Annotated in this window: 28 protein-coding genes and 1 riboswitch; of the genes, 11 read left to right on the top strand and 17 right to left on the bottom strand. The window is 40.9% G+C overall.

Going from position 1 to position 25367, the window contains the following annotated elements; translation table 11 throughout:
- Window positions 1–21: 21 nt before the first annotated feature.
- From AC6JAD_RS12840 to AC6JAD_RS12790, 11 genes are all read right to left on the bottom strand, one after another.
- Complete coding sequence (locus AC6JAD_RS12840; RefSeq protein WP_461303605.1) at window positions 22–1383, bottom strand: aldehyde dehydrogenase family protein; 1362 nt, start codon at window positions 1381–1383, stop codon at window positions 22–24.
- A gap of 51 nt (window positions 1384–1434) precedes the next feature.
- Window positions 1435–1749 carry a DUF6122 family protein gene (locus AC6JAD_RS12835; RefSeq protein WP_461303604.1) on the bottom strand — a complete coding sequence of 105 codons (315 nt, stop codon included), beginning with the start codon at window positions 1747–1749 and terminating at the stop codon, window positions 1435–1437.
- A gap of 3 nt (window positions 1750–1752) precedes the next feature.
- The gene (locus AC6JAD_RS12830; RefSeq protein WP_461303603.1) at window positions 1753–2526 is read right to left on the bottom strand and encodes a carboxypeptidase-like regulatory domain-containing protein; all 774 of its coding nucleotides are present in this window, start codon (window positions 2524–2526) and stop codon (window positions 1753–1755) included.
- 93 nt (window positions 2527–2619) lie between these two features.
- Window positions 2620–4416: a DEAD/DEAH box helicase gene (locus AC6JAD_RS12825; RefSeq protein ID WP_461303602.1), complete on the bottom strand. Its 1797-nt coding sequence runs from the start codon at window positions 4414–4416 to the stop codon at window positions 2620–2622.
- A gap of 150 nt (window positions 4417–4566) precedes the next feature.
- Window positions 4567–5145, bottom strand: coding sequence for a non-canonical purine NTP diphosphatase (locus AC6JAD_RS12820; RefSeq protein ID WP_461303601.1), 579 nt, complete (start codon window positions 5143–5145; stop codon window positions 4567–4569).
- Window positions 5146–5161: 16 nt separating this feature from the next.
- Window positions 5162–5710, bottom strand: coding sequence for a hypothetical protein (locus tag AC6JAD_RS12815; RefSeq protein ID WP_461303600.1), 549 nt, complete (start codon window positions 5708–5710; stop codon window positions 5162–5164).
- 91 nt (window positions 5711–5801) lie between these two features.
- The gene (locus AC6JAD_RS12810; protein WP_461303599.1) at window positions 5802–6179 is read right to left on the bottom strand and encodes a nuclear transport factor 2 family protein; all 378 of its coding nucleotides are present in this window, start codon (window positions 6177–6179) and stop codon (window positions 5802–5804) included.
- The gene (locus AC6JAD_RS12805; RefSeq protein WP_461303598.1) at window positions 6180–6626 is read right to left on the bottom strand and encodes a PaaI family thioesterase; all 447 of its coding nucleotides are present in this window, start codon (window positions 6624–6626) and stop codon (window positions 6180–6182) included.
- 5 nt (window positions 6627–6631) lie between these two features.
- Entirely contained in the window at window positions 6632–7006 is a 375-nt protein-coding gene (locus tag AC6JAD_RS12800; RefSeq protein WP_461303597.1) for a VOC family protein, read from the bottom strand.
- 5 nt (window positions 7007–7011) lie between these two features.
- Window positions 7012–7536, bottom strand: a complete 525-nt coding sequence (locus AC6JAD_RS12795) for an SRPBCC family protein (RefSeq protein ID WP_461303596.1) — start codon at window positions 7534–7536, stop codon at window positions 7012–7014.
- A 45-nt stretch (window positions 7537–7581) separates the two neighbouring features.
- Entirely contained in the window at window positions 7582–8235 is a 654-nt protein-coding gene (locus AC6JAD_RS12790; RefSeq protein WP_461303595.1) for a TrmH family RNA methyltransferase, read from the bottom strand.
- A 43-nt stretch (window positions 8236–8278) separates the two neighbouring features.
- Here AC6JAD_RS12790 and AC6JAD_RS12785 point away from each other — a divergent pair, with 43 nt between their 5' ends.
- The 3 genes from AC6JAD_RS12785 (at window position 8279) to purB (ending at window position 10982) form a co-directional block, all read left to right on the top strand.
- A complete protein-coding gene (locus AC6JAD_RS12785; RefSeq protein ID WP_461303594.1) occupies window positions 8279–8959 on the top strand; it encodes an SIR2 family NAD-dependent protein deacylase in 681 nt (226 codons plus the stop codon).
- Window positions 8959–9531 (top strand): HEAT-like fold family protein, encoded by a 573-nt coding sequence (locus AC6JAD_RS12780; protein WP_461303593.1) that lies wholly within the window; start codon window positions 8959–8961, stop codon window positions 9529–9531. Before AC6JAD_RS12785 ends, AC6JAD_RS12780 begins: the two co-directional genes overlap by 1 nt.
- Before the next feature lie 107 nt (window positions 9532–9638).
- Window positions 9639–10982 carry an adenylosuccinate lyase gene (gene purB, locus AC6JAD_RS12775; protein ID WP_461303592.1) on the top strand — a complete coding sequence of 448 codons (1344 nt, stop codon included), beginning with the start codon at window positions 9639–9641 and terminating at the stop codon, window positions 10980–10982.
- 507 nt (window positions 10983–11489) lie between these two features.
- On the opposite strand, the gene AC6JAD_RS12770 is transcribed toward purB, so the two are convergent.
- Genes AC6JAD_RS12770 through AC6JAD_RS12755 form a run of 4 tightly spaced genes read right to left on the bottom strand, consistent with a single transcriptional unit; the run spans window position 11490 to window position 13565 of the window.
- Window positions 11490–12035 (bottom strand): GFO_1091 family lipoprotein, encoded by a 546-nt coding sequence (locus AC6JAD_RS12770; protein WP_461303591.1) that lies wholly within the window; start codon window positions 12033–12035, stop codon window positions 11490–11492.
- Between the two features lie 3 nt (window positions 12036–12038).
- Complete coding sequence (locus AC6JAD_RS12765) at window positions 12039–12572, bottom strand: GFO_1090 family protein (RefSeq protein ID WP_461303590.1); 534 nt, start codon at window positions 12570–12572, stop codon at window positions 12039–12041.
- A 26-nt stretch (window positions 12573–12598) separates the two neighbouring features.
- Window positions 12599–13072, bottom strand: coding sequence for a PG0215 family putative anti-sigma factor (locus tag AC6JAD_RS12760; RefSeq protein ID WP_461303589.1), 474 nt, complete (start codon window positions 13070–13072; stop codon window positions 12599–12601).
- Complete coding sequence (locus AC6JAD_RS12755) at window positions 13059–13565, bottom strand: GFO_1088 family ECF-type sigma factor (RefSeq protein WP_461303588.1); 507 nt, start codon at window positions 13563–13565, stop codon at window positions 13059–13061. The genes AC6JAD_RS12760 and AC6JAD_RS12755 overlap by 14 nt, the downstream gene beginning before the upstream one ends.
- A 152-nt stretch (window positions 13566–13717) precedes the next feature.
- On the opposite strand from AC6JAD_RS12755, the gene AC6JAD_RS12750 reads away from it, so the two are divergent.
- The 3 genes from AC6JAD_RS12750 to AC6JAD_RS12740 all read left to right on the top strand — a co-directional run bounded on the left by AC6JAD_RS12750 (window position 13718) and on the right by AC6JAD_RS12740 (window position 16298).
- Window positions 13718–15121 (top strand): GFO_1087 family putative carboxy terminal peptidase, encoded by a 1404-nt coding sequence (locus tag AC6JAD_RS12750; protein WP_461303587.1) that lies wholly within the window; start codon window positions 13718–13720, stop codon window positions 15119–15121.
- Between the two features lie 2 nt (window positions 15122–15123).
- Window positions 15124–15498 carry a hypothetical protein gene (locus AC6JAD_RS12745; RefSeq protein ID WP_461303586.1) on the top strand — a complete coding sequence of 125 codons (375 nt, stop codon included), beginning with the start codon at window positions 15124–15126 and terminating at the stop codon, window positions 15496–15498.
- Window positions 15499–15605: 107 nt separating this feature from the next.
- Window positions 15606–16298: an SIMPL domain-containing protein gene (locus tag AC6JAD_RS12740; protein ID WP_461303585.1), complete on the top strand. Its 693-nt coding sequence runs from the start codon at window positions 15606–15608 to the stop codon at window positions 16296–16298.
- Between the two features lie 65 nt (window positions 16299–16363).
- Here AC6JAD_RS12740 and AC6JAD_RS12735 read toward each other — a convergent pair whose 3' ends face one another.
- Together AC6JAD_RS12735 and AC6JAD_RS12730 are read right to left on the bottom strand one after the other, a co-directional pair.
- Window positions 16364–16843 carry a hypothetical protein gene (locus AC6JAD_RS12735; protein ID WP_461303584.1) on the bottom strand — a complete coding sequence of 160 codons (480 nt, stop codon included), beginning with the start codon at window positions 16841–16843 and terminating at the stop codon, window positions 16364–16366.
- Window positions 16844–16958: 115 nt separating this feature from the next.
- Entirely contained in the window at window positions 16959–18887 is a 1929-nt protein-coding gene (locus tag AC6JAD_RS12730; protein WP_461303583.1) for a TonB-dependent receptor plug domain-containing protein, read from the bottom strand.
- A gap of 90 nt (window positions 18888–18977) precedes the next feature.
- A riboswitch (cobalamin riboswitch) is annotated at window positions 18978–19184 on the bottom strand.
- Window positions 19185–19230: 46 nt separating this feature from the next.
- On the opposite strand from AC6JAD_RS12730, the gene AC6JAD_RS12725 reads away from it, so the two are divergent.
- The 5 genes from AC6JAD_RS12725 (at window position 19231) to AC6JAD_RS12705 (ending at window position 25358) form a co-directional block, all read left to right on the top strand.
- Complete coding sequence (locus AC6JAD_RS12725) at window positions 19231–20364, top strand: ABC transporter substrate-binding protein (RefSeq protein ID WP_461303582.1); 1134 nt, start codon at window positions 19231–19233, stop codon at window positions 20362–20364.
- Entirely contained in the window at window positions 20361–21392 is a 1032-nt protein-coding gene (locus tag AC6JAD_RS12720; protein WP_461303581.1) for a FecCD family ABC transporter permease, read from the top strand. The genes AC6JAD_RS12725 and AC6JAD_RS12720 overlap by 4 nt, the downstream gene beginning before the upstream one ends.
- Window positions 21392–22183 (top strand): ABC transporter ATP-binding protein, encoded by a 792-nt coding sequence (locus AC6JAD_RS12715; RefSeq protein ID WP_461303580.1) that lies wholly within the window; start codon window positions 21392–21394, stop codon window positions 22181–22183. The genes AC6JAD_RS12720 and AC6JAD_RS12715 overlap by 1 nt, the downstream gene beginning before the upstream one ends.
- 162 nt (window positions 22184–22345) lie before the next feature.
- Window positions 22346–24295 carry a hypothetical protein gene (locus AC6JAD_RS12710; protein ID WP_461303579.1) on the top strand — a complete coding sequence of 650 codons (1950 nt, stop codon included), beginning with the start codon at window positions 22346–22348 and terminating at the stop codon, window positions 24293–24295.
- A 4-nt stretch (window positions 24296–24299) separates the two neighbouring features.
- The gene (locus tag AC6JAD_RS12705; RefSeq protein WP_461303578.1) at window positions 24300–25358 is read left to right on the top strand and encodes a ferritin-like domain-containing protein; all 1059 of its coding nucleotides are present in this window, start codon (window positions 24300–24302) and stop codon (window positions 25356–25358) included.
- Window positions 25359–25367: the final 9 nt, after the last annotated feature.

The following is a 25367-nucleotide window of genomic DNA, read 5'->3' as shown; positions in this document are numbered from 1 at the left end:
GGGACACTTTTTTTATTTTTTTTAAAATTTAAAAAATTGTTTGATCCACCAGAGTTTTCGATTGGTTTGAGGGTAATATTTAAGTGGTAATTCCAACCAATTGGGCTTTTCCAAAATACTTTTATAATGTGAAAACGCCCTAAATCCTGCTTCACCGTGATAACTTCCCATTCCGCTGCTTCCTACTCCTCCAAACGGCAAATGATGATTGGCGATATGCAATACATTTTCATTCACCCCACCGCCGCCAAAGGACAATTCCGTAAGGATTTTTCTTTTGGCCCTTCTACTTCTGGTAAACACATAACAGGATAAGGGCTTCGGTAATGTATTCACTAGACTAACCGCCTGGTCTAAGGATTCGTATGTTATTACCGGTAAAATAGGTCCAAAAATCTCTTCCTGCATTACAGGATCGGTGAATTTTACATTATGTAATATGGTAGGCCCAACAACTCGTTCATCCCTTCGAACTTCTCCACCATAATACACTTTATCAGGTTGAATTAGTTTACTGAGTCTTTCTAGATTCCGCTCATTAATGATTTGAACATAATTGCCATTTTCTATTTGATATTGCTCCTTTTCAATTTCGGTCTTTGCCAATTCCAAGAATCGCTGCTCGATTGATTGATGCACCATAACATAATCTGGTGACACACAGGTTTGGCCAGCATTAAGAAATTTGCCCCAAATAAGACGCTTAACCGCCATTTTCAAATTGCAATCCTTCGTAATGAATGCTGGGCTTTTGCCTCCCAGCTCTAAAGTGACTGGCGTTAAGTGTTCCGCAGCGGCTTTGTACACGATTTTTCCAACATGAGTGCTACCGGTAAAGAAGATTTTGTCGAACTTTTGTTTTAGCAGATCTGTCGTTTCCGCTATACCTCCTTCGACCACGGCGATGTATTCTTCCGAAAAGCTTTCAGAAAACACCTTTTTCAACGCTTTTGAAGTCCCTATGGGGATTTCACTAGGTTTCATGACCACAGTACAACCTGCTGCCATTGCAGCGACCATGGGTGCCAGCGTTAATAAATATGGGTAATTCCAAGCTCCGATAATAAGTGCCACACCCAATGGTTCTGGGATCACATAACTTTTGGCGGGAAAGTTTACCAAATTCGTTTTTACCTTCTGCTTTCGGGACCATCTATACAAATGCCTCAATGCATCATCTATGTCATTATATACCAAGGCCAGTTCTGTGGTATAAGTATCGAACGCAGATTTTTTGAAGTCATCGTAAATCGCATCGCATAACAATTGCTCGTTCACCTTTAGAGCACGTTTCAATTGCTTTAATTGTTGCACACGGAAAGGTATTCCCTTGGTAATATGGGTATTAAAATACAGTCTTTGGTTATGGATAAGTTCTTTCAAAACACAGGACACGTTTACTAGAGAAAGATATGAAATTTAAAGGATAAGGCGCTAGCTACCCATCCAAAAACAATCAATACTATCGGCAATAATATGAAGCACAAACCCCAACCCCAAAATTCGGGTTTTCCTGAAGAACAATAGCACGATATAAACCATTAGAGCCCAATAGGTATGCAATGGGTGAAAATTGATACTACATCGATTGGGGTCGAAAATGGGCGATGCCCATAAATGGTCCAGATCGATTAACATGGTGAGTACCATGATCAACCAAGCCTTTTTCCATTGGTTTCTAAAGAACACATAGGCCAACACACCCGGCACCCATAGATGCAGGGAATAATGCACTAGTAATTGAAACATGTGTTACCCTTTGCTTTTGTCCCGAGCCAATACCCTGTATTGCTCGTAGCAATCGCTTATAGCGTCAAGGATTTGAAGGTCGTTTGCAGTTTGTATAAAACCCTTGGAGTAATTACAATTATTCAGGATTTCATCTATATCATTCTCTTCCAATTGAAGCACCGCCATAAGTGTTTCCCTATCGAATTTGGATTGCAGTAAATTCCGAATCTGATCGTCTTCCTTCATTTTTCGGAGTTTTCGCATTTGTTTGGGTCGTTTCCCAAAGACATTATAGAGGAAATCGGCAGGATTAAAAATTGAACTCAACACTTTCGAAACGGCCCCAGGTTGCGATTGGCCTCCTTCATATCCTCCTCCCAAACCGGCAATGCGATAGCGGTAATCATCGTAAATAGGAATCAATTTGGCATCGACTTCCACATAACCCGTAAGTTCTACTGGCCTTACCACTACTTGCTCCAGAGCAATTCCCAATTCTGTCATTTTCACTTTAACCTCCCCAAACTTCATCCAGTCATTGGTCACACGAACCCGAATGGACTTAAATCCTAGGTATGAAAAATATAGCGTATCATTTACCGCTGCCCGCAAGGCGAACTTTCCGTCCTTGTCTGACGTCGTACCGATCACCTGATTAAGGTTTACAATATTTACATTTTCAAGGGGGGAATCATTAGCATCATTAAGCACCACCCCATTTATGGTTTCCCCTTCCTGTGCCAGAAGGGTTATAGGTAGCATCGTTAAAAGAAGTAGGTAAAAGGCTTTTTTCATAGCAATTAATTGGATATAAAAGTAATGATTTAGACTCTAAATCCTTGCCAAAGTTTCGTTAACCCAAAAAAAACAGCCTAAACTGGCGCAAGACTAACGTCTTCTGCGCCTACCGCCAGTTCCACTTTCGTTGGGTCTATTGCTTTTTCTTCTGCTCTTTCCCTTGAACTTTCCGCCACGGTCGTCACCACCCTTTCCTCGGAATTTTCCACCTCGATCATCTCCTCTTTTTCCTTTACCCTTAAAGCCTCCTTTTCCACGACCGTCTTTTCTTCTTCCTCGGCCACCACTGCGTCCCTTGGTTGAAATTTCAATATCTACGTTTCGATCGTTATACTGAACCCCTTTAAAGGCCTCCATCACTTTATCAATATTCGCGACATCAGTATTGAAGAATGAGAAACTGTCCATAGTGTCTACGTGGAACACATCATCCTTACCTAACTGGGTGATCTCGCGAACCAAATCCTTCAGGTCCATCCATTCCAATCCGTCCTTACGACCTAAATTAATGAAGTATCGTGCACTATCTTTAGGATCGGTTCTAGACGAAGAACCACTTCCTTCGGCTACGTTCAAATCTTTAGCTTTGCGATAGTAATTGTAGAAACGTGAAAACTCAACAGAAAAGACCTTCCGTATAAGTTCTTCTTTGGTAAATTCCTCCAATACCTCGCTAATCTTGGGAAGGTATACATCGATTTCATGATTCACATCGGTGTTCTTCACCTTGTTTGCCAAATGAAATAACTGAATTTCACAGATTTCCATACCGCTAGGAACGTCCTTCTTTACGAATTCCTTTTTGATGATCTTTTCAATCTGCTTGATCTTACGTTGTTCGCTCTTAGAAACGATCACCATAGAAATCCCCGTCTTTCCAGCACGTCCAGTACGACCACTACGATGCGTATAGGTTTCTATTTCGTCAGGTAACTGATAATTGATTACGTGTGTAATATCCTCTACATCAATTCCCCTAGCCGCTACGTCGGTAGCAACCAACATTTGGATTTGACGTGTACGGAATGACTTCATCACCAGATCACGTTGATTCTGACTTAAATCCCCATGAATTGCCGCCGCACTATACCCATCTTCAATAAGCATTTCGGCCACCTTTTGGGTATCGCGCTTGGTTCTACAGAAAACCACAGAAAAAATCTCCGGATTGATATCTGCCAAGCGTTTCAATGCCTGATAGCGATCCCGTGCATTGACCATATAGTACTCATGCGATACATTGGCAGATCCTGTATTCTTTGTTCCTACTGTAATTTCAATAGGATTATTCATAAACTTCTTGGCAATTACCGATACCTCCTTAGGCATGGTGGCACTAAAAAGCCATGTACTCTTGTCTTCTGGTGAATGCGAAAGGATCTCTGTAATATCTTCGTAAAAGCCCATATTAAGCATCTCATCGGCTTCATCGAGTACACAATACTCAATTTTTGAAATATCGATCATGCGACGGCCGATCATATCTTTCATACGGCCGGGAGTAGCTACGATAATCTGTGCTCCTTTTTTAATTTTTGAAGCCTGTTCGCTAATGCTTGCGCCACCATATACGGCGACTACATTAAGACCTTTCACATACTTTCCGTAATTCTTTAATTCGGAAGTAATCTGAAGACAAAGTTCACGGGTTGGGGACAGTATGAGACCTTGTGTGGTCCTACTCTCCGCATTGATTTTTTGAAGCATCGGAAATCCGAAAGCGGCAGTTTTACCCGTTCCGGTTTGTGCTAAGGAAACAATATCGGTTTCCTCTTGTAATAAAATAGGGATTGTTTTTTCTTGAACTTCGGATGGCGTTTCAAAACCCATATCCGAAATGGCTTGCAGAAGATTTTCTTCCAAGCCCAATTGCTGAAATGCAGACATTTATTATGTTTAATTGTTACGGTGTTGATTGGAGGTAAACGACAATTAAACCCAAATGCCTCGACTTCAACACTTCCTCACCCTGAGGAATTTGCGGCAAAGATAGGTTTTTAAAATTTAGTAATGCGTTTGGGGTGAATCGTTCGTGAACTAAGGCATGGAATTCAAAAAATCAATCAGTCGGGAAATGGCAAGTCCCCTATGGCTGATCTTTCCTTTTTCTTCCTGATCCATTTCAGCAAAGGTCTGGGCATAGCCCTCTGGCAGAAAGATGGGATCATATCCAAATCCTTGTTGGCCCTTTGCATGATGAGTAATTATTCCTTTGCAAATGCCTGGGAACAGTTCTTCGTTTCCATTCATAGCAAGGGCTATCACGGTCTTAAACTGTGCGGATCTATCATCTTTACCTTCAAGGTTTTTCAGCAACTTTGTCATATTGGCTTCTGCATTTTTCTCAGGACCGGCATACCGGGCACTGTATACCCCAGGAGCTCCATTTAAAGCCGTTACCTCTAATCCCGTATCATCGGCAAAACAAGGCAAATTGTAGTGATCACGTACATAATCGGCCTTTAATTTGGCATTTCCCTCAATGGTTTCGGCTGTCTCAGGAATATCATCGAAACATCCAATGTCGGTTAGGTTCACCAATTCAATATGCTCCGGAACCAAAGCCTTCACTTCACGGAACTTGTGTTCATTATGGGTTGCAAATACGAGTTTCACGATACTGTTTGTTGTGTTACTTACTATGGTCTATTTCCCCCATTAACCTGCCTTCTTCGTCATACACCTTCCATATTTCAGCCTTGGTTCCATTGATGGTTTTTCCTTCAGACCGAATGTACATACCTTCTATATCGTAGCCATATTTCATTTCTTTATTCCATTTGGTAAGGATTACAGGGCGATCACTCAAAAAATATTTTTTCGGATCGCTAATTGCCAAATCAATTTCGAGGGTTTTCGATTTCCACCAAGTCGTTCCATTGTTATTATAGAAAACTGCAGATAATGGGTTTCCAAGGCGGTCGTACTCTACTGAGCTTTTTAATGCCCCGTCCTTGTAATACGTTTTATACTCCCCATATTTTTTATGGTAAGTATACTCAGGCATTTTATAGGTCAAAGTCGTTCCTGCTTCCTTTACAATACCATTTTTATAGTACCTCTCTACGCTAGAAGTATCGGAAGGTGTTATACCTTTTGTACGGTCCAAAAAATATTCAGAATGTTGCGCATATGAAAAGGAACAAAGTGCTAGGAAAAAAAAGGAGAGTACATTTCTCATGGCTACAATTCGTTGATTTCTATAGGTAACGATGGTTTCCGTTTTAAATTACGATGCAAGAATGAAATAATTTAAGAATGGTGGGGGTCAATTACACCATTCCGTTGGTATGGGCCATTGTTGCCGGTACTTTTTGAATAGCATCCCAATGTTCCACAATTTTTCCATTGGCATCAAAACGTAGAAAATCCATGGTCACATACTCTTCGTTTCCTGGCCATTTTTGATGGGTATGCAAAGCCACTAAGTCGGCTTGTGCAATGCATCTTACAAACGATATTGATTTGTCCGGATACTCAGCCTGCATTCGGTCGAAATATTCAATAAATCTCTTCGGACCGTCTGCCACGTCTGGATTGTGTTGAATGTATTGATCTCCTACATACTTCGCCACGGCTTCTGCTGGCTTTCCTTCGTACGCCATTTTGTAAAAGGCTATGGCGTTGGCCTTGTTTTCTTCTAGATTCATTTAGGTATCACTTGTATTTTGTAACTGAATGAGGGTAACTTGAGCGGCAGCACATAACTTTTCCTGTCCTTCGGAAATAGCAAATACATCCGATCTACAAACCGTGAGTGTTTTTCCACTTTTAAGAACTTGGGCCTTCGCTACCAATGCTTCACCTTTTCCGGGAGCCAATAAATTAAGTTTAAATTCTACCGTGAGTACAGATGCATCGACTTCCATGAGGGAATAGCCCGCGTATCCAGCTGCATTATCTGCCATAGCCCCAATAATCCCAGCATGAAAAAAACCATGCTGTTGTGTCAATGTTTCCCGATATGGCAAACGGATTTCACAATAACCCGCATCCACTTTTATGAATTCAGCGCCAATAAAGTCCATAAACTGTTGGCGCTGAAAACTATCTTTTACTTTCTGTCGGAAATTGGGATCCCTTGGCACAAAATCCATTCCTCTTACTTTTGGGAGTGAAGCGCTACCCTATTGCCTTCGCTATCTTCAAAAACGCCCATATATCCATGTTCTTCAGATATTTGGGTTTTGGGTTGAAGTATCTTTCCACCAGCGGCTTCTATCCTATCCAATTCCTGCTGAAGATCTTCGGAATTAAAATACACCAAAGGGCCTTCATGACTTGGTATATAGCTTTCCTGTTGTATCAATGTTCCGGTGGCTCCATATACCTGACCGGCATTGGGAAACCATCCCATTTTCAAACCACCAAAATTCACCTGTTCAATTTTTATATCAAAGACCTTCTCATAAAAAGCACTGGCGCGTTCCATATCCGTTACTGGAATTTCTATCCAGCCAAATGTATTCTGCTTCATGGTTACTATTTTTCGAGCACTTGTTTTAAGTCGGCCAATCCTTCATCAAAATCCTTTCCAACCGCTTTGTCCATATTAAAGAACATCATCATAATATTCATCGGCACTTTATGTTTTCCATGAAAACCCCAGGTTACTTTTGTTCCATCTCCCTCTGCATCAGTTTTTATATAGGCATCGCTTTGCGATTTAAAAGGTTTTAGGAAACGTAATTCTGTTTCAATTTTTTCATTATTCACTATATTCTTAATTTCTTGTTCACCCCAACCCACATTCTTATGATCACTCTCCCAACGCGACAGAAAGCCAACAGTTCCATCTTCGCCTGTAAATATCTGTTTCATCCCAGGGTCCCGTTTTTTCCAAGGTGACCACTCATCCTGGTTCTTGACAATTTTTATATATGAAAATACGTCACCTACGGGACGATTTATACTCACGCTACGGTACACATGGTATTTCTTTGGTGCCAAAAGCGCTAGTAAAATGATCAGGCCAACAATACCGGCTAGGATGTATAGAAAAATCATGACTAAAATTTTTTGGTTATTAAGGTAAAAAGATAGGTATAAAAATCAATTCTTGTCGTAAAACCTGGCTACAATTTTATCTGCACTTTTGATGCATCTTAGGGTCCATTGCATTTTTAAATCAAGAATCTCTTCTTCAGTGAGTTGCCAATTCACTTGTTCCTTCCTTAGTCGGGTAACCACGTCTTGCAAAATAATCGCCGCTGAGACCGAAATATTCAAACTTTCGGTAAATCCAAACATTGGGATTTTGAGGTGCACATCTGCCTGCTCCATAACCACATCGCTCACCCCATCTTTTTCGGTTCCAAAAAAGAAAGCGCTTGGTACGGTAACATCAAACTCCTGTAGCATACAAGAATCATTATGTGGAGTGGTCGCCACTATTTGATACCCTTGTTTTTTAACCATATCGATACAATCTTCCACCCTTTCATGGCGATGCACATCCACCCATTTCTGGGCTCCCATGGCAATTTCGCGATCCATCCTCTTGCCTAAGCGTTCTTCAATTACATGTAAATCCTGAATTCCAAATACATCACAACTCCGCATTACGGCACTTGCATTATGCATTTGATAGACATCTTCCGTAACTACCGTAAAGTGCCGTGTGCGTTCCTGCAAGACCGTTTCGAATAGATTGCGTCGTCTTTCGGTAAGATAGGATTGTAGGTATGCCAACAGTTGTATATCCAAAGGAAAAGAGTAATTTTAAACGAAGATAAAAAATACGATCTACATGAAAATAGCCGTACTTACGGGAGCTGGAATTAGTGCCGAAAGTGGCCTGAAAACCTTTAGGGACAGCAATGGGCTATGGGAGGGCCATGATGTAATGGAAGTAGCCTCTCCAGAAGGTTTTGCCCGTAACCCCGAATTGGTACTAGAGTTTTACAATCAACGCCGTCGTCAATTGAAAGAAGTGCAGCCCAATGCGGCACATGAGGCATTGGCAAGACTGGAAGAAGACCATGAAGTGGTCGTTATTACCCAAAATGTGGATGATTTGCATGAAAGGGCCGGAAGCTCCCGCATTGTGCATTTACATGGGGAACTCTTGAAGGTTCGAAGTACCTTTGACGAAAATCTTATCATGGATTGGCAACATGATCTTAACGTTGGTGATTTTTGTGAGCACAACCATCAACTACGTCCGCATATCGTTTGGTTCGGAGAAGCCGTTCCCATGATAGAAGTCGCAGCCGAATTGGTTTCGGTGGCAGATTGTGTACTGATAGTTGGCACTTCTATGCAAGTATATCCGGCAGCTGGACTCATTCAATATGCTGGACCCAACGTACCGGTTCATTTTGTAGATCCAAATCCATCCATTTCCTCCTCAGACCGTATCACTGTTTACGCCGAAAAAGCCACCTCTGGCGTTCCAAAAGTGATTAAAACGATAAACGCGACCGCCTAATGGATTCCGGGTTGCTGCCACATATAAGTTACGACAAAGCGTATCGCGAAAATCGCATGAACGGGGCTTTATGGGTATTAGATCACCCTGAAACCTTTAAGGAACTCTTGGAATATGTATTTCATGAGAAGCAGGATGAGCTGTCCCATAAAGCGGCTTGGGTCATGGAGTTCGTATTCTTAAAACGGCAATCCATCCTTTATCCGCATCTGGATTACTTTTTTGAAAACATGCCAAAGGTAAAAAAGGACCAATCGGTACGACCTTTGGCCAATCTTTGCGAAAAGATGTGCCTGGATTATTATAAAAAGATGAAAACAGACATAAGGGAGACCCTAACCGAGGCGCACAAACTACAAATGACCGAGTGCTGCTTCGATTGGATGATCACTGACCAAAAGGTGGCATGCCAAGCACGTGCCATGACCTGCCTGTATTATTTGGGTACGGAGTATGATTGGATTCATCCTGAATTGGAACAAATTTTAGAACGAAACATCCCCACAGGAACCGCTGGATACAAGAATCGGGGCGGAAAGGTTTTGACCCAGATTCGACAGAACCAAAAATAAGAAGATTGGGATGGTTCCAATGATCAATCGGTGAATTATATTACTCTCCGGGCAGTACCAAAAACTCATTACTCTTCCGTATCTTTGCCCTTTCAAAATTTGCGCCTATGTCCAACCATGCATTACAAGCCATTTCTCCTATCGATGGGCGATACGCCTCCAAAACTTCAGGATTAATTCCCTTCTTTTCGGAAGAGGCCCTTATAAAGTTTAGGGTTCAGGTTGAAATTGAATACTTCATCGCATTGGTAGAAATACCTTTGCCACAATTGGCAGATTTCGATACTTCATTATTTGTGGAGTTAAGAAATTTGTATGAGGAATTTTCTACCCAGGATGCCCAACAAATCAAGGAAACCGAAAAGGTGACCAATCATGATGTAAAGGCGGTAGAATATTTCATTAAAGAGAAATTTGATGGGTTGGGACTGCAGAAATACAAGGAGTTTATCCATTTTGGATTGACCTCACAAGATATTAACAATACTGCGATTCCCCTTTCTTTGAAGGCAGCTATGAACGAGGTATATGTGCCGCAACTTTTGGAAGTAAAGGACAAGCTAAAGGCATTGGTTGAAGAATGGAAGGATGTGCCTATGTTAGCCCGTACCCATGGGCAACCAGCCTCCCCAACACGATTGGGCAAGGAAATTCAGGTCTTTGTAACACGAATTGAAGAACAATTCGATTTATTGAATGATATTAAAAGTGCCGCCAAGTTTGGAGGAGCTACAGGTAACTTTAATGCCCACAAAGTAGCCTACCCCACCATTGATTGGAAGGCTTTCGGAACACAATTCGTTCAGGAAAAGCTGTTTTTGCACCATTCATTCCCAACTACCCAGATTGAACATTACGATCATATGGCAGCCCTTTTCGACTGTTTGAAGCGTATAAATACCATTTTGATTGATTTGGACCGGGATATCTGGACCTATGTCTCCATGGATTATTTCAAACAAAAAATAAAAAAAGGGGAAATAGGAAGTAGTGCCATGCCGCATAAGGTAAATCCTATTGATTTTGAAAACAGTGAAGGAAACCTGGGGATTGCCAATGCAGTTTTCGAACATTTGTCGGCTAAATTACCCATAAGCCGATTGCAACGAGATCTTACCGATAGTACAGTATTGCGAAATATAGGTGTGCCCATTGGTCATACAATTATCGGTTTACAGTCTACCTTAAAAGGATTGAATAAGTTATTGTTGAACGAATCCAAATTCGCAGAAGACTTAGAGAATAATTGGGCCGTTGTAGCCGAAGCTATTCAAACCATTTTGCGACGTGAAGGTTATCCCAATCCGTATGAGGCCTTGAAAGGGCTTACACGTACGAATGAAGCCGTAACGCAGCAGTCCATTGCCGATTTCATTGAAACCCTTGATGTTTCTGATGGGATAAAGGCAGAGATGCGGGTAATAACGCCAGGAAATTATACAGGAATTTAAAAGAAAGGCTCCCTATTCGGGAGCCTGTTTTTTTTATTTCACCACCTATCCCTTTCTATATAGGGGTCTCTGGACCGGAAATAAAGGTTGCTCAATTTGGGGGCTAAGACAACCATATTAGGTTAAGTTCAAAATGTATACCAGCTTGCCAAACCAAATAATCTAAAAATGTAGTTTTCGGTATACAGTTTTATATATTCGTCAATCATCAATTTTTCAAAAAAAAGGCTTCGAATCCCCACCCGAAGCCTTCAACACTTCTTCAACTCGCCCTTTCAACCGAAGGGGTCTCTGAATCGGAAATGTTTTTGTCCTCTAAAACATCATCTCTCTACATTAAGCTAACAATACGAATGTAGGGATCATTTCCTACAACATAATCCTGCAAAAAATGGTTTTCGGTCAAAGACACCATCATTTCTGTGAATGACATTAAAACTCTAAAATAAAACATAAAAAAAGCCTCTAAAATAGAGGCTTTCAATTACTTACATGTTTATTTTTCTTTTACATAGCATTGAATACATCACCGAAACCGGCTAGTTTAGATACATCTATATCTCCGCTATCTATTGAATTCATAAGCTGCAATACCTGTCCGGGTTTCATGTCATCACACAACAATCGGAACACTCCGAACCCTTTTTCCTCATTACTGGCAAAGACGATTACTTCGTCTATGGCATCTTCTTCCCCTAAATACTTCAAGGTAATGTGCGTGTCCTTAGACTTCATCTTGGACAGGGTCTTATACTTCTCTTGGTCTATGATTTCACGTACCTTGCTTTTTTCAGCATTGTATTCATCTGCATTGCCATTCTTAAGCGGATACGCCACCATATTAACTTTCTTAATGGTATTCAGTATCTCCTTCTGCTCTTCAGTAAAACTAGCTTCGTCGCTTTGTAACAAGCTCGTTGCCAAATCTACTTTCAGGTATCGATCATCTTCTTGCTTGTCTACCAAATAACGTTGCAAGGATTTGTCATTGTTGCAGCTTACCAATGCTATGGCTGCTACAGTTAAGGCGGTTAGAATTTTTACGAGTTGCATGGCTTATCCTTTCTTTTTTACATTTTCCAATTCACTGCTACCAGGAACATTTAGGTCTTTGGTCAATTTGGAAATCTGCTTTAAATCTATATCTCCTGTGATACTCATAATGACAGTTCCTTCTTTTCCATCCATTTCCCCATCTAAGAACATTAATAATTCACTTACATGGTTTTCGTCCTTCCCTTGCTTGGAGTAGAACTTCACATTCTTACCATCGTCCTTAACACGCATTAACTCTTCCAATCCGTTTGAGGCTGATACATACTTGGTAACGTCGGCCTTCATCCTTGCTCCAATACCATCATTCTCAGTCATAAAAACCTTGATATTGTCTAAACTATTTACCATAGACATATATTCCTGAACTTCTGGGTCTTCGGAGTCTACTTCGATCTTCGCCAACAATTTGAACATATTCTTGGTAACCACTACAGAGGTTACTTCGCTTTCGTCCTCATAGGAATCGAAAATTCCCTGTGCGGTCGCTAACATCGGTGCCATGAATAAGGCTATTACAATTGCTATCTTTTTCATTGTATTCTATTTTAAATTTTGCGTTTTTACTTTAAGATTAAATTTTTAGATTCATTGAATTCGTTGATTACCGACATACTGGCAATCCCTTTATTAAATTCGTTTAGGTGAAGCATGGCTTCTGTTCCTGAGTTGAAGTTTTCCGAAAGCAGCATCATGGTTTCCTTGGTTTTGTTATAGGCGGCCAATGCTTCCTCTTCCTCCGGGCTAAGCCCTCCATTGTTGAAGAACATAAAACCCGTAATTCCCAACAAAACCACAAATGAAGCCGCAATGCCCAATTTCCAGTAACTCGAGGCCTTACTTATTGGAAGTACAATCTCTTTCTTGATGGTTTCTTCCTTGGCACTACTAAAGGCCAAGAACATAGGACGGTACATTTCCAAATGGTTCGGTACTTGCTGAGAAGCAAAGAACTCCTGAAGCAATTCCTCTTCTCCCAAGGTGGTTTCCCCCTTGAAATAGACTTCCAATAATTTTTCAATTTCAGCTAACTCCATAGTTGTACTGTTTTATTAGTTGTTCCCTTACGGCCTTTCTTGCTCGGGATAAGGTTACCCTTACTGCAGTTTCATTACTTTCCATCATTTCGGCGATTTCATGAAATTCAAACTGCTCTACATCCCTTAACTGAAGGACCATTCGTTGTTTATCTGGTAGGGTTTGCATTATCTTGAAAACAAGTTCCACCCCATCGTTTACCTCTACTTTTCTCTGCAGGTTCTCATCGTTCTGATAGTTGCTGTGCACAATCTTCAGATTCGAAGCCTGTTTCGATTTCAATCGGTCCAAACAATAATTCTTTGTCATGGTTACGGCAAACGCTTCCGGGTTTTTATAATTTCCAATATTCTCCCTTCCTTTCCACAATTTCAAATACACTTCTTGAACGGCATCCTCTGCTTCTTCCGCTGAAACCAACAATCGCTTTGCCAAACGGTACAGTTTGTCCTTGTAGGGTAGCACTTTGGCTAAAAACTCTCTTTGGTTCATGATGGTTAGTTTACAGACATTAATAATGCCATTCTATCTCTACGACGACCCATTATATTTTTTGTTACATTTTATTTTTAAATCACAATAATGTAAGTACTTTAGGGGTTTTATAGACCTATTATACAGCATCCCGAAAATAAAAAAATGCCATGAAAAAGCGCTTTTTGCCCCTACTACTTATTGTATTCCTCGTATGTTTTTCCTGTTTTGAAGATAATGATGATAATTTGACCCCCGCCTCTACCTCTTCCATCAATGAATTTATATGGAGAGGCCTCAATTTCTTTTACCTGTACAAAGCGGATACACCAGAGCTGGCTAACGACGCTTTTGCAACGGACGACGAATTCAATTCCTTCCTAAATAGCTTTGAAACACCAGAAACCTTTTTTGCCTACCTGAAATCGGGCCAAGATCGCTTTAGTATTCTGGTCGATGATTATATTGCCCTGGAGAATGCCCTTGGCGGAACCACAGATACCAATGGTATGGAATATGGCCTGGTATTTTATCCAGACGGAAGCGGCAATGTGTTTGGCTATGTTAGGTATGTGTTGCCCAACACCAGTGCCTCTCAAATGGGATTGCAACGCGGAATGATTTTTAATACCATAGATGGGCAACAGCTCACTGAAAATAATTTTAATGATTTATTGGCATCAGATGCCTATACCATAGGATTGGCAGATTTTGATGGTGAAGTGGTTACCCCTACGGGAGAAAGTGTGGCGCTCGTGAAAGAGCAATATACCGAAAACCCTGTACACCTAGTTCGCACTTTGGATATAAATGGACAGCGAATAGGTTACCTCATGTACAATGCATTTACCAATGACTTCGATGCACAACTTAATGCCGCATTTGCACAATTTCAGGCAGATGGGGTTACCGATTTGGTGATCGACCTTAGGTACAATGGAGGTGGATCTGTTGAAACTGCAGTGGATCTTGGTGCCATGGTAACAGGACAATTTAATGGAGATGTGTTTTATACCGAACAATGGAATGACGACAGACAAGGGGATTATGCCAGTGCTGGTCTGTTCAACACGTCTATTTCGAATGGAGACGCCATAAACAGTTTAAATTTAAACCAAGTATATTTTTTGACTACAGGTCGATCCGCATCGGCTAGTGAATTGGTGATTAATGGCCTGGATGCCCATGTTAACGTAGTACAGGTTGGAGATAATACCACTGGTAAATTTCAAGCTTCGTTTTTACTGTATGATGCTCCCGCACCCAATTTTAGCCGTAGTCAAGCAAATCCGAACCACACCTATGCCATGCTGCCATTGGTATTTAAAACCGTCAATAAAAATGGGGTGACCGATTTCATCAATGGCTTGGCACCCGATGTGTTGGTCGAAGAGGATTATAGTAACCTAGGTGTCCTTGGAGACCCCAATGAGCCACTTTTGGCAGCAGCCATTGCCGAAATTACTGGGATACCCGCTCCGAGACCGAGAGCTTCATTTAGACCACTCCAAACATTAGCCGATAGCAAATCATCATCCCCGATAAATGGGATCATGTACTTGGAAAACAACTAACATTGCGCATTAAAACGGTATATATCGCCAATATTTTGGTCGCCACTTGGATAGGCATTATATCGTTATTTTTCCCCGAAAGTGCAGCCGATTCCATATTTGGTGGTTTCTATGAATCCAACGGTGTGATCCGCATGGTGGGAGCCATATGGTTGGCCATTGGTATCGTCTCCGTTATTGGGCTATGGAAACCCTTAAAAATGTCGATCGTATTACTCATGCAATTCATGTATATGAGTGCGTGGTTACTTCTCGTAGCTGTTCCAGCTATCTTTCAGAAACAACCGTACCCTAAGGAAATAGCTTTGTTCTTTTTAATTTGGGTTGCGATTTTACCTTTTGTGATTCCATGGAAGGCTTTGGTGCGAAAAGATTAGTTTTTAATGCCACCATAGTTATGCCCGAATGCCATATGGGAATGATCTAAACTATCCATAACGGGAAGAAGTACTATCTTAGGTTTTGAGATCTTAAAACACAAATCATGAAAAGAGCCTTACTCCTATTACTCGTATTCGTTACATTCTCTGCGTACAGCCAGGAACATAATTTTCTAGAAAAACCCTACCTACAGACCACAGCTACCTATACTACGGAAGTAGTTCCAGATCAAATCTATCTCTCAATCATAATTTCCGAAAAGGATACAAAAGGGAAAATTCCCGTGGAAGAATTGGAGAACAGGATGATGATCAAACTAAAAGCATTGGGAATTAACACCCAAGAGCAATTATCCCTATCGGATTTGAGTAGCGATTTCAGGAAATATTTACTCAAGAAGAAAGATGTTCTGAAAGATAAGTCGTACCTCCTTTTGGTGAACGATGCGAATACGGCTGGTAAAGTGCTGAAAGAATTGGAAATGATCAGCATCTCGAATGTAAATCTCCAAAAGGTCGATTATTCCAAAATGGAGGAATTGAAGATTGAATTAAGGGGAAAAGCTGTAGCGAAAGCTAAAAGACAGGCAGAATCTTTGTTGAATCCATTGGGGCAGGTTGTAGGAAAGGCTGTTTTTATTTCTGATAACAACCCAGAAATAAATTCCCGTAGGGTACGATTAAGTGCCTCAAATAGTTTTTATGCTGTACCACCTATGGATTTTACTGATCCGAGTACGGATTTTGAAAGAATAAAGATTCAATCCGAGGTGACTGTTTTCTTTGAAATCCTATAGGTCATACAAACAAAAAGGTTAGCGCTGGCAAAAGATGAGATACACCAAATTGAAGCTTGTACTATTTATAGGATTTTCTTGAAGTTCATTACAAAATCTTCTTTAGGGACATAGGAATCATATTCTGGAGTACAATTCCAGATTCCATAGACACTCCAAATAGCCAAGTTGGGCTGCAAGGCTTCTGTCCTAATCGCTAATTGGGTTTCTGTCAATTTCAGTATCTCGCTTTGCCAAGAGGATTCTAATTCGAAAAATGTCAGTGCTTTATCCTTTACCCAAAAGAACTGATCTCCATTACAAGGATACAGCTCATCTTCGTCATCCCGGAATACCTTTATTTCCCCTGAAAGGGTAAATTCAAAAATTGTCCCTTCACCAATCCGGGCACAGGATGGAGGATGATAGGCATAGGATTTACTTGACGAAATCATCTCCCACTTCCCGACTAAAAGCTTACCCATCTCAGTATCCCCGGATAATTTTATTTCTTTTGAATCGCAGCTTAATAAGGCAAAAATGAAAGTGATACCAATCCATCTCATATTTCAAAAATAGACAGTAGACTTACAATTACATCACAAGAATAAGTTAATACTAAAAATAAAACCCCAACCAATATGGCCGGGGTTACTTGCAAACAATTATGAACTAAACAGCTTAGAAACTTAAATTCAATCCAAACTGGAAATTCCTACCACGGGTCTGGAATCTGTACAATTCTTCGTACTCTTCATCCAGGATATTGCTCACTCCAGCAAATACACGAACAGTTTTGGTAAACTGCCTGCTGGCTGTAAAATTGAGCAGCCCGAAACTTTCCAATACAACGGTCTCACTTAGAAAAGTATCAGGATTAAAGAAATTATCATCTCGATCACTTGTATATAGATAACTTACTCCAAGCACGGTTTTGTTATCGGGGTTATAATTAACACGGGCATTCGCCTTGTGCTCAGGGATTCGTAATGCAAAACGGTCGTCCGCCTGTGTGTTGGTATAATTGGCAGCCACTGTAAATTGTTCCCCAAATTGCTTAGACACCTCAACCTCGATTCCGCTGGTATCGAATTCATCGGAAATATTCTGGTACTGAAAAATGAACAATTCAGGATCTACGGTAACGAAATCCACAAAATTGGTTTCATTTCGTGTAAAGTAAACGGCACTTACCCTAAATTTCTTGCCGGAGGTAAACTCCAAACCACCTTCTATGGTCGTATTCTCTTCTGGTTGCAGTTCTTCATTTCCATACAACGGATCGTACAATTGAAATAAGGAAGGAGTGATATAAGCGGTACTATAAGAACCCAACACCTTAAGATTACCCTTTCCAATATCGAATCCATAAGATGGATTTACATTGTATACAATATGAGTACCATAATTACTATGGTTATTTAATCGGGCTCCCGCACTTACCTGCAGTCCAAAATCGGAAATATAGGTCGCATTCAGATACGGATCTATGATATCGAACTTTGCGGTATCCTCGCTTACATTTTGGGTAAATTCGCTAGCCCCAAAAGGAATTGTAAAGGAATTAAACCTGCTAAAATTTCCATTTACCCCTGCCAAAACTGTCAACTTACTGGTCACTTGATAGCTTGCATAGGCATCGAATGTACTGCTTTGCGCATCAAATTTACTTGGAAACGAGGACTCGAATTCACGATCTAACCAACTATGGCTGTCATTAATGACCAAACTTCCCTTATTGTATTTCCAACGGAAAGTTCCTCCTGTTCGAATTTGTTCGGAATTCCCTACATTATTGGCATCCACATAGCTGAAATCATCGAACTCCGCTTCCAATTGATCTGTCGCAAAAAAGCGTTTTAATGTGATGTTATTAGTTATTTTATAACCCAGGTCCACCTTTGTATTAAAGCTATTAAATACATCGGCTTCGAAATCAGCCTCCCCTTCGGGTGCAGCGACGGCCGAAATGCCATCTGTAAATCTATGGGCAATACTTACATTATAAAGAAACTTTCCTGCCGTTCCATTTAGGATAGCATAATTCTCAATTTTACCCCCTCTTTCTCCTTCAAAATTGGCTGGATAATCTGTAGAAACGGTAGTAGTAATATCGGCTGCGAATGCTTTTTCAGATGTTTTTTTGGTGTTAATACTAATTACCGCTGTTCCTGCACCGCTTCCATAAAGCACACTCGAAGCACCCTTAATAATCTCGATGGATTCTACTGCCGTGGCAGGCACCAATCGAAGATCATAATCGTTGGCAATCTGGGAAGGGTCATTTAACTGTACCCCGTCTACCATAATTACTACCTGTCGGTTACGGCCACCGCGAACGAAGTAACCAAGGTTTTGCCCGTCATTGCTTCGGCTACCATTCATTTCAAACCCTGAAACCTCGTTCAGGATCTGTGCAACACTTTTACCCGCGTGCTGTTTTAATTCTTCGGCCGTGATGGAAACCACCACTTTACCACTGTTTTTTCGAGCTAATGGAACTTTGGTGTCTATAACTACCGAATCCAATTGCTCTACTTTTTGTGTTTCTTGTGCCATCAAAAATGAAGGTGCACAAAGGACCAATGCCCAAAAAAAGTTTTTTTTCATTACTCAATGATTAAAAACGGAAAAAGAAAGAAGTAAATAAAGCGAAACAAGCGCTTTATTTACATTCCCAAACCTTTATCCCGAAAGTTTGACAAATGTTGAAAACTGGCAGGTCTCCTGGCTCGCCTATTGTGCATACCTTCCCATTCCTTAGAACAGTGGTTTTCGAAGTTGTACACTATCACACCTTAGCATGACGGCTCACAGTTGCGGGAACAGCTTTGGTTTTTCACCAAATTCCCTTTTAAGAAAGTTATCCAGTAATGGAAAACCTTCACCAAAATTCGATGCGAAAATAGTACTACTATACTGTAGCACCAAATAAAAACCCCTATTTTTGAGCATGCAAAAACTATCCCTATTCCTTTTACTGATCCTTTTTTCCACAAGTTGTAAGGAAAACAAGACACAGGAGAACGCACCTAGTATTGCCCAAACGGAAGTAAAATATGCAGAAGGGTTTACCATAGCATCTTTCGACACCCACAAAGTAATCACGCTTACAAATCCATGGCCAGGTGCAGATGTTAGTTATCGTTATATTTTAAAGAATGACGATTCTAAAATTGAAGGGGAATCCAATGCAGATGCTGTTCTACAGTTGCCAATAGACAATATTGTAGTTACCTCTACTACACATATACCATCTTTGGAAATGTTAGGAGAAGCACAATCACTAATCGGCTTTCCAAACTTAGATTATATCTCTTCCGAAAATACAAGGGCATTAATTGCGGCAGGTAAAGTGAAGGAATTGGGTAAAAATGAAGACCTCAATACCGAACTACTCATTGACATGAATCCGGATGTAGTGGTCACTTTTGCCGTAGAGGGGGCCAATAAGACCATTGCAAATATAAAAAAGACAGGGATCCCCGTCTTATACAATAGCGATTGGACAGAAACCCATCCGTTAGGTAAAGCCGAGTGGATTAAGTTCTTTGGGGCGCTCTTCAATAAAGAGAAAGAGGCCGATAGTATTTTTGATAACATTGAAAGGAATTACAACCAAGCCAAGGCATTGGCCGCTACAACTACCAGCCGTCCTACGGTATTAAGTGGCGCTATGTACAAAGATATATGGTACCTTCCCCAGGGCGATAGTTGGGCAGCACGATTCATTGACGATGCCCACGGTGAGTACCTCTGGAAGGATAGCAAAGGAACAGGCAGCATTTCCCTGAATTTAGAGTCAGTCCTGGAAAAAGGCCAACAGGCCAATTTTTGGATTGGACCCGGACAATTCAGTAGTTACTCTCAAATGGAAGAGGTACATACAGTATATTCCCAATTCGATGCCTTTAAAAGCAATCAGGTATATAGTTTTACCAACAAAAAGGGAGAAACAGGAGGCGTGCTGTATTACGAACTGGCACCCAACAGACCTGATATCGTATTAAAAGACATCATTAAAATACTTCATCCAGAAATTATTCCCGATCACGAACTGTATTTTTTCTCCTCGCTTGTAGAATGAAATCACCACGATCCTATAGTCGTATCTTCTTACTGCTAACAATCCTGTTGGTGATCGTATTTTTTTTGAATATAAGCTTAGGATCTGTTTCTATCCCATTTTCTGAAGTATTGAGCTCCCTAACGGGTGGTGAGGTATCTAAGTCCTCTTGGCAATACATTATACAAGAGTATCGTCTTCCAAAAGCATTGACGGCCGTACTAGTGGGAAGCGGATTGGCCATTTCTGGCTTGCTTATGCAGACCCTATTTAGAAATCCCCTTGCAGGACCTTTTGTTTTGGGACTGAGCAGCGGTGCCAGTTTAGGTGTTGCCATTCTAATTTTGGGTGCAGGCATTTTTGGTAGTACTTTGGGAGGTCTTTTAACCAATTCATGGAGCTTGGTAATCGCATCTGCGCTAGGAAGTTTTTTGGTGCTTCTAGCCGTTTTGGCGGTTACATTGCGAGTAAAGGACACCATGGCAATACTCATTATTGGACTTATGTTTGGCAGTGTAACCGCTGCCGTGGTGGCGGTCTTATCCTATTTCAGTAATGCTGAAAAATTACAGCAATACGTATTTTGGTCTTTTGGGAGTCTAGGTAATCAGTCTTGGAGCGGTATAGGTATCCTTACTTTTTGCACCTTTTTGGGCATTGTTATCGCATTCGTTTCCAGCAAGTCTCTAAATGCATTGCTGTTGGGTGAAAATTATGCTCGTAGTCTCGGCGTTCAACTTAAGCGAACTACCTTAGTCATTATCATTGTCACTAGTATTTTGGCAGGTGCCATCACTGCCTTTGCAGGGCCTATCGCATTTATTGGTTTGGCCGTTCCACATATTACCCGGCAATGGATTACTTCATCAGATCATCGGGTGTTAATTCCTGCTGTTTTGCTTTTTGGTAGTATCATTATGCTTGTCTGTGATGTTGTGGCGCAATTGCCTTTTTCTGAATATACCTTACCCATCAACGCTATTACGTCCCTTATTGGTGCTCCTGTAGTTATTTGGTTATTGGTTAGAAAACGTAAATTACTATTCTAATGGCTTCGGAAAAAGGACATATGGTACTACAAGCTGAAGGTCTCGCCATTGGCTATTCCTCAAAAAAGAATAAGAATGTCATTGCGAAGGATGTTCATTTTCAATTTCAAGAAGGCGAACTGATTGGTTTAGTAGGAGCAAATGGTGTTGGGAAATCAACCCTGCTTAGAACCTTATGCGGTATGCAACCCGCCTTGGAGGGCACTATTTATGTAGTAGGGGAATCACTCCATTCTCTCTCACCTGGAATTTTGGCTACCCAATTAAGTGTGGTGTTGACAGAGCCCCCAAGTTCAAAAAACCTTTCGGTTTTGGAATTTATTACCCTAGGGAGACAACCACACACCAATTGGCTAGGTAGATTGAGCGAAAAGGATAAGGAAATGATTCTTTGGTCTTTGGAACAAACTGACACTTTGGATCTAAAGGATAGAAAGTGTTTTGAACTGAGTGACGGACAATTACAGCGTGTCGCCATAGCTCGTGCATTAGCACAGGACACCCCAATTATTATTTTAGATGAACCCACCACTCATCTAGATTTATACCATCGGGCCTATGTGCTAAAACTTCTAAAACGATTGGCTCATGAAACAGGAAAAACTATCTTATTCTCAACGCATGAAATTGATTTGGCCATTCAATTAACGGACAAAATGATGATCATGACCCCGCAGTCCATAAAAGTTGACGAACCCTGCCATTTGATTTCCCAAGGTCATTTTACAGCATTGTTTCCGAAAGATTCCATCTTTTTCGATGAGAGTACAGGACGGTTTAGGATTAAGTAATCATGTCAACTGGCTAAAGGCAATAGCGCACGCTGTTCAATAATTTAAGCCTTCTTTTGATCTCAATGTACTTTTTTCTTTTTAACTTTAAGCTTCCAGAATAAACTCCCCACTTAGTGTTTTTTTATTAAGCGATTCTTTAATCCAAATTAATGCATAGCTATGTCTTATTTACACACTCCTAGTATTCATTTTTCTGGGGATTTCCTAGCAGATGTTTCCACGGTTAATAATGATCCAGCCCATTATAACAACAAGACCTTTAAGAGTTCTTTTCAGAAAGTTCGTGATGGGTCTTCGCCCAACGGCTGGTGGAACCCTGAAGGTGGTGCTGTTTTCAATTTTGAAAATTGCCAAGTAACTCAATTCGTAGGTCCCGACGGGCATGTTTCGAAAGATCTGGGAATGGAGGCACTTCAAGGTTGTACGATCGCAGGTGCTGAAGGAAGAACGACTGGTAAAATGGTCGATTTAGACCCTCAAGAACAAGGATCCTCAGAGCTTTGGGCCGTTCAACTTAGACTTTTGGCAAGTGATGGTAGTGTTATTTTAGAAGGCAACATTGCCCCTACTGCATTTAGGGATTTACAACTACGACAGCATGATGGCTCTAAAATTAATGGGCAACCACTTGGAGCCACTTGGACCTCTGTACTCGAAAATATAACATGGGGAGAAATCGCAATGCAGTCTCCGTTTTTTATGGAACTTAAAAATGCAACCCATGGGAACAAGCTTAGTGTAAACCTGAATAGCTTTGGGTATTACTATGCGCACAACGATGGACGATTTTCATTGGGCAGGGTTCTTGGAAGCATTGGTCCATGGTTTGATCATGAGCCCAAGACATTCGCCTCCTGCAGACGCCTTCATGGCACCTACCAAATGGGAAGTGCCAATGGACCTATGTTTTTTACCTATTCCAATTTTTTAGTGAATGAATCCGAACAATCACTGGCGCTGGATTTAGGTGGCAGTTTCCCAATTTCGGATCCTTACGGCACGATAAGTTTCGATCAGAAATTGATATTGGGAATTACAAAAAAACCCTTAAAGAATACACCGTCAAATACATCCATTTTATTTAATACTAATGACTTCATGCCCATAGGCCCCATTCAATACGAAAAAGGAATGGATTGGTTACTGGAAACCTGTGGTGTTCTTTATTTCAATGAGCTGGATCAAGAGGTTTTGGACATGCTCTCCAATCATCAAGTAGTCCTGCTTGCCGAAGTGAAGGAAGGGGAGCAATATCTATTATTGGCGAGGGAATCTGAAGAGGGGTATTATTTGAGGGCAGATAACTTTGTGCAGCGATTGGATGCCGATCAGACCAATACGGTAGAATTTTACGCACTGCAATGGGGCAAAGCATTAGAGAAAGCCAATATTTCCTTGGCACTTCAACCCCCAACACCCGTGACCCCGATAGGTCCTAAGAACCCTATATCGGAAATACCCGGGAACAATTATCCGCCAGAAGGATTAGGGTTCGATTCAACCATCCAAACCAAAGACTTTGGCAAGGCATCCCTACAGTTGGCTGGAAACAGAATTCACAATCCACGAGGCTATATCGATGGACAGATCTACTTCATGAATTATGGATTTGAAGACTTGCCCAACGACCCTACAAACAGTTCGTTGGATTCTGTATTTATTCATTTAAGGGATTATTACGAAGCCATTGCCCATCCTTCTTGGAGTGATATTGCTGCAATCATGACGCAATACGGGAATTTATACCCTATCATGAGCAAATACCTTGTTGATCTTTCTGATCCCGAATCGGTAAAAAAGAAATTAAAAATTCTGTTGTTTGCCTTTAATCAAAGTATTGAAGACTCTATGCACATGCCCGTTACCCGGGATCTTTCTGATGGAAAAAGGAAAACTATATGCAACTGGCTGCGTGCCCAATTGGAGAAAGAGGAAGCAGAAGTGTCGCCTTTTGATACCGAGTTTGAATTGGACGCTAAGGTGCTTGCCGAAAGTCCTGCTGCATTTGGAACCGAATTAACAGACAAACAAAAACAGCTCAAACTCGCTGTACAAGCCAAGAGTGGTGAATTCATTCAACATACTTCAATTAAAGAATTAAAATTCTAAGGCCATGTTAAAGTTAGATACCGAATTCGTAGGAAACATAAGAAAGGCAGATTCGTTAGATGTATTGTTCCCCTTGGTACAAAATGCCATAGAGTTGGAACATGCTACCATTCCACCTTACCTAACGGCTATGTTCTCATTAAAGCCCAGAACAGAACGCGAAATATGGGATATCATCCATTCCATCGTTATTGAAGAAATGCTGCATATGACTATTGCTAGTAATATTCTTAATGCTTTAGGAGGATCTCCCAATATTAATAAACCGGATTTTGTTCCGGAATACCCTACAGGATTGCCTATGGGTATTGGAGATGGCCTTGTGGTCAATTTGGCCAAATACTCTAAGCAACAGGTAAAAGATGTATTCATGGAAATTGAAGAGCCGGAAGACCCTTTAAATTTGGATAAAATTAAGTTCGCTCAGCAACAGGATTACAATACCATTGGCGAATTTTATATGGCATTACGGGATAAGATTGATGAACTGGCACCGGAGCATCTTCCTGGTGATCCGGCATTACAGGTAACCTCAGGTTTTTTCCCAGATGATGTACTTTTTCCCATTCTTACCAAAAGTGATGTGAACAGGGCAATTGAGATCATTGTGGAACAGGGTGAAGGAACCACCACCTCCCCTATCGATTTTGAAGGGGAAATTGCCCATTATTATAGGTTCGAAGAACTTTATAGGGGCGTACGCCTGGTAAAAGATGATAAAGCCAAATACGGCTATTCCTTTTCGGGACCTCCTATTCCATTCGATCCAAATAACGTGCAGCCTATTTTTCCGAATACCAAGGCCAATATGTTACCTGCGGGTAGCGAAGAACGCCGAAGGGTCGATGAATTTAACGCAGCGTATTATTCGCTACTTCAGGGATTACATGAAGTGTTTAATGGAAAACCAGAGCAATTGAGGGAAACCATAGGTATAATGTTCGATATAAAGCTGTTTGGGGAAAAACTATGTGGGACCAAATTCCCAGGAAAGCCAGGTTTTACTATTGGACCTACCTTTGAATTCATTTCCGAATATAATACTGCCGATGGCACCACATAGATTTCACTA

This window comes from Aureisphaera sp., assembly GCF_059726885.1.
This window is presented reverse-complemented; position numbering and strand designations above follow the sequence as displayed.

Bases quoted from the DNA above. Each gene is read 5' to 3' on its own strand.
- AC6JAD_RS12835 (WP_461303604.1), bottom strand. From the start codon at position 1,749: ATGTTTCAATTACTAGTGCATTATTCCCTGCATCTATGGGTGCCGGGT.
- AC6JAD_RS12830 (WP_461303603.1), bottom strand. From the start codon at position 2,526: ATGAAAAAAGCCTTTTACCTACTTCTTTTAACGATGCTACCTATAACC.
- AC6JAD_RS12825 (WP_461303602.1), bottom strand. From the start codon at position 4,416: ATGTCTGCATTTCAGCAATTGGGCTTGGAAGAAAATCTTCTGCAAGCC.
- AC6JAD_RS12815 (WP_461303600.1), bottom strand. From the start codon at position 5,710: ATGAGAAATGTACTCTCCTTTTTTTTCCTAGCACTTTGTTCCTTTTCA.
- AC6JAD_RS12810 (WP_461303599.1), bottom strand. From the start codon at position 6,179: ATGAATCTAGAAGAAAACAAGGCCAACGCCATAGCCTTTTACAAAATG.
- AC6JAD_RS12805 (WP_461303598.1), bottom strand. From the start codon at position 6,626: ATGGATTTTGTGCCAAGGGATCCCAATTTCCGACAGAAAGTAAAAGAT.
- AC6JAD_RS12800 (WP_461303597.1), bottom strand. From the start codon at position 7,006: ATGAAGCAGAATACATTTGGCTGGATAGAAATTCCAGTAACGGATATG.
- AC6JAD_RS12795 (WP_461303596.1), bottom strand. From the start codon at position 7,536: ATGATTTTTCTATACATCCTAGCCGGTATTGTTGGCCTGATCATTTTA.
- AC6JAD_RS12785 (WP_461303594.1), top strand. From the start codon at position 8,279: ATGAAAATAGCCGTACTTACGGGAGCTGGAATTAGTGCCGAAAGTGGC.
- AC6JAD_RS12780 (WP_461303593.1), top strand. From the start codon at position 8,959: ATGGATTCCGGGTTGCTGCCACATATAAGTTACGACAAAGCGTATCGC.
- purB (WP_461303592.1), top strand. From the start codon at position 9,639: ATGTCCAACCATGCATTACAAGCCATTTCTCCTATCGATGGGCGATAC.
- AC6JAD_RS12770 (WP_461303591.1), bottom strand. From the start codon at position 12,035: ATGCAACTCGTAAAAATTCTAACCGCCTTAACTGTAGCAGCCATAGCA.
- AC6JAD_RS12765 (WP_461303590.1), bottom strand. From the start codon at position 12,572: ATGAAAAAGATAGCAATTGTAATAGCCTTATTCATGGCACCGATGTTA.
- AC6JAD_RS12760 (WP_461303589.1), bottom strand. From the start codon at position 13,072: ATGGAGTTAGCTGAAATTGAAAAATTATTGGAAGTCTATTTCAAGGGG.
- AC6JAD_RS12755 (WP_461303588.1), bottom strand. From the start codon at position 13,565: ATGAACCAAAGAGAGTTTTTAGCCAAAGTGCTACCCTACAAGGACAAA.
- AC6JAD_RS12750 (WP_461303587.1), top strand. From the start codon at position 13,718: ATGAAAAAGCGCTTTTTGCCCCTACTACTTATTGTATTCCTCGTATGT.
- AC6JAD_RS12740 (WP_461303585.1), top strand. From the start codon at position 15,606: ATGAAAAGAGCCTTACTCCTATTACTCGTATTCGTTACATTCTCTGCG.
- AC6JAD_RS12735 (WP_461303584.1), bottom strand. From the start codon at position 16,843: ATGAGATGGATTGGTATCACTTTCATTTTTGCCTTATTAAGCTGCGAT.
- AC6JAD_RS12730 (WP_461303583.1), bottom strand. From the start codon at position 18,887: ATGAAAAAAAACTTTTTTTGGGCATTGGTCCTTTGTGCACCTTCATTT.
- AC6JAD_RS12725 (WP_461303582.1), top strand. From the start codon at position 19,231: ATGCAAAAACTATCCCTATTCCTTTTACTGATCCTTTTTTCCACAAGT.
- AC6JAD_RS12720 (WP_461303581.1), top strand. From the start codon at position 20,361: ATGAAATCACCACGATCCTATAGTCGTATCTTCTTACTGCTAACAATC.
- AC6JAD_RS12715 (WP_461303580.1), top strand. From the start codon at position 21,392: ATGGCTTCGGAAAAAGGACATATGGTACTACAAGCTGAAGGTCTCGCC.
- AC6JAD_RS12710 (WP_461303579.1), top strand. From the start codon at position 22,346: ATGTCTTATTTACACACTCCTAGTATTCATTTTTCTGGGGATTTCCTA.
- AC6JAD_RS12705 (WP_461303578.1), top strand. From the start codon at position 24,300: ATGTTAAAGTTAGATACCGAATTCGTAGGAAACATAAGAAAGGCAGAT.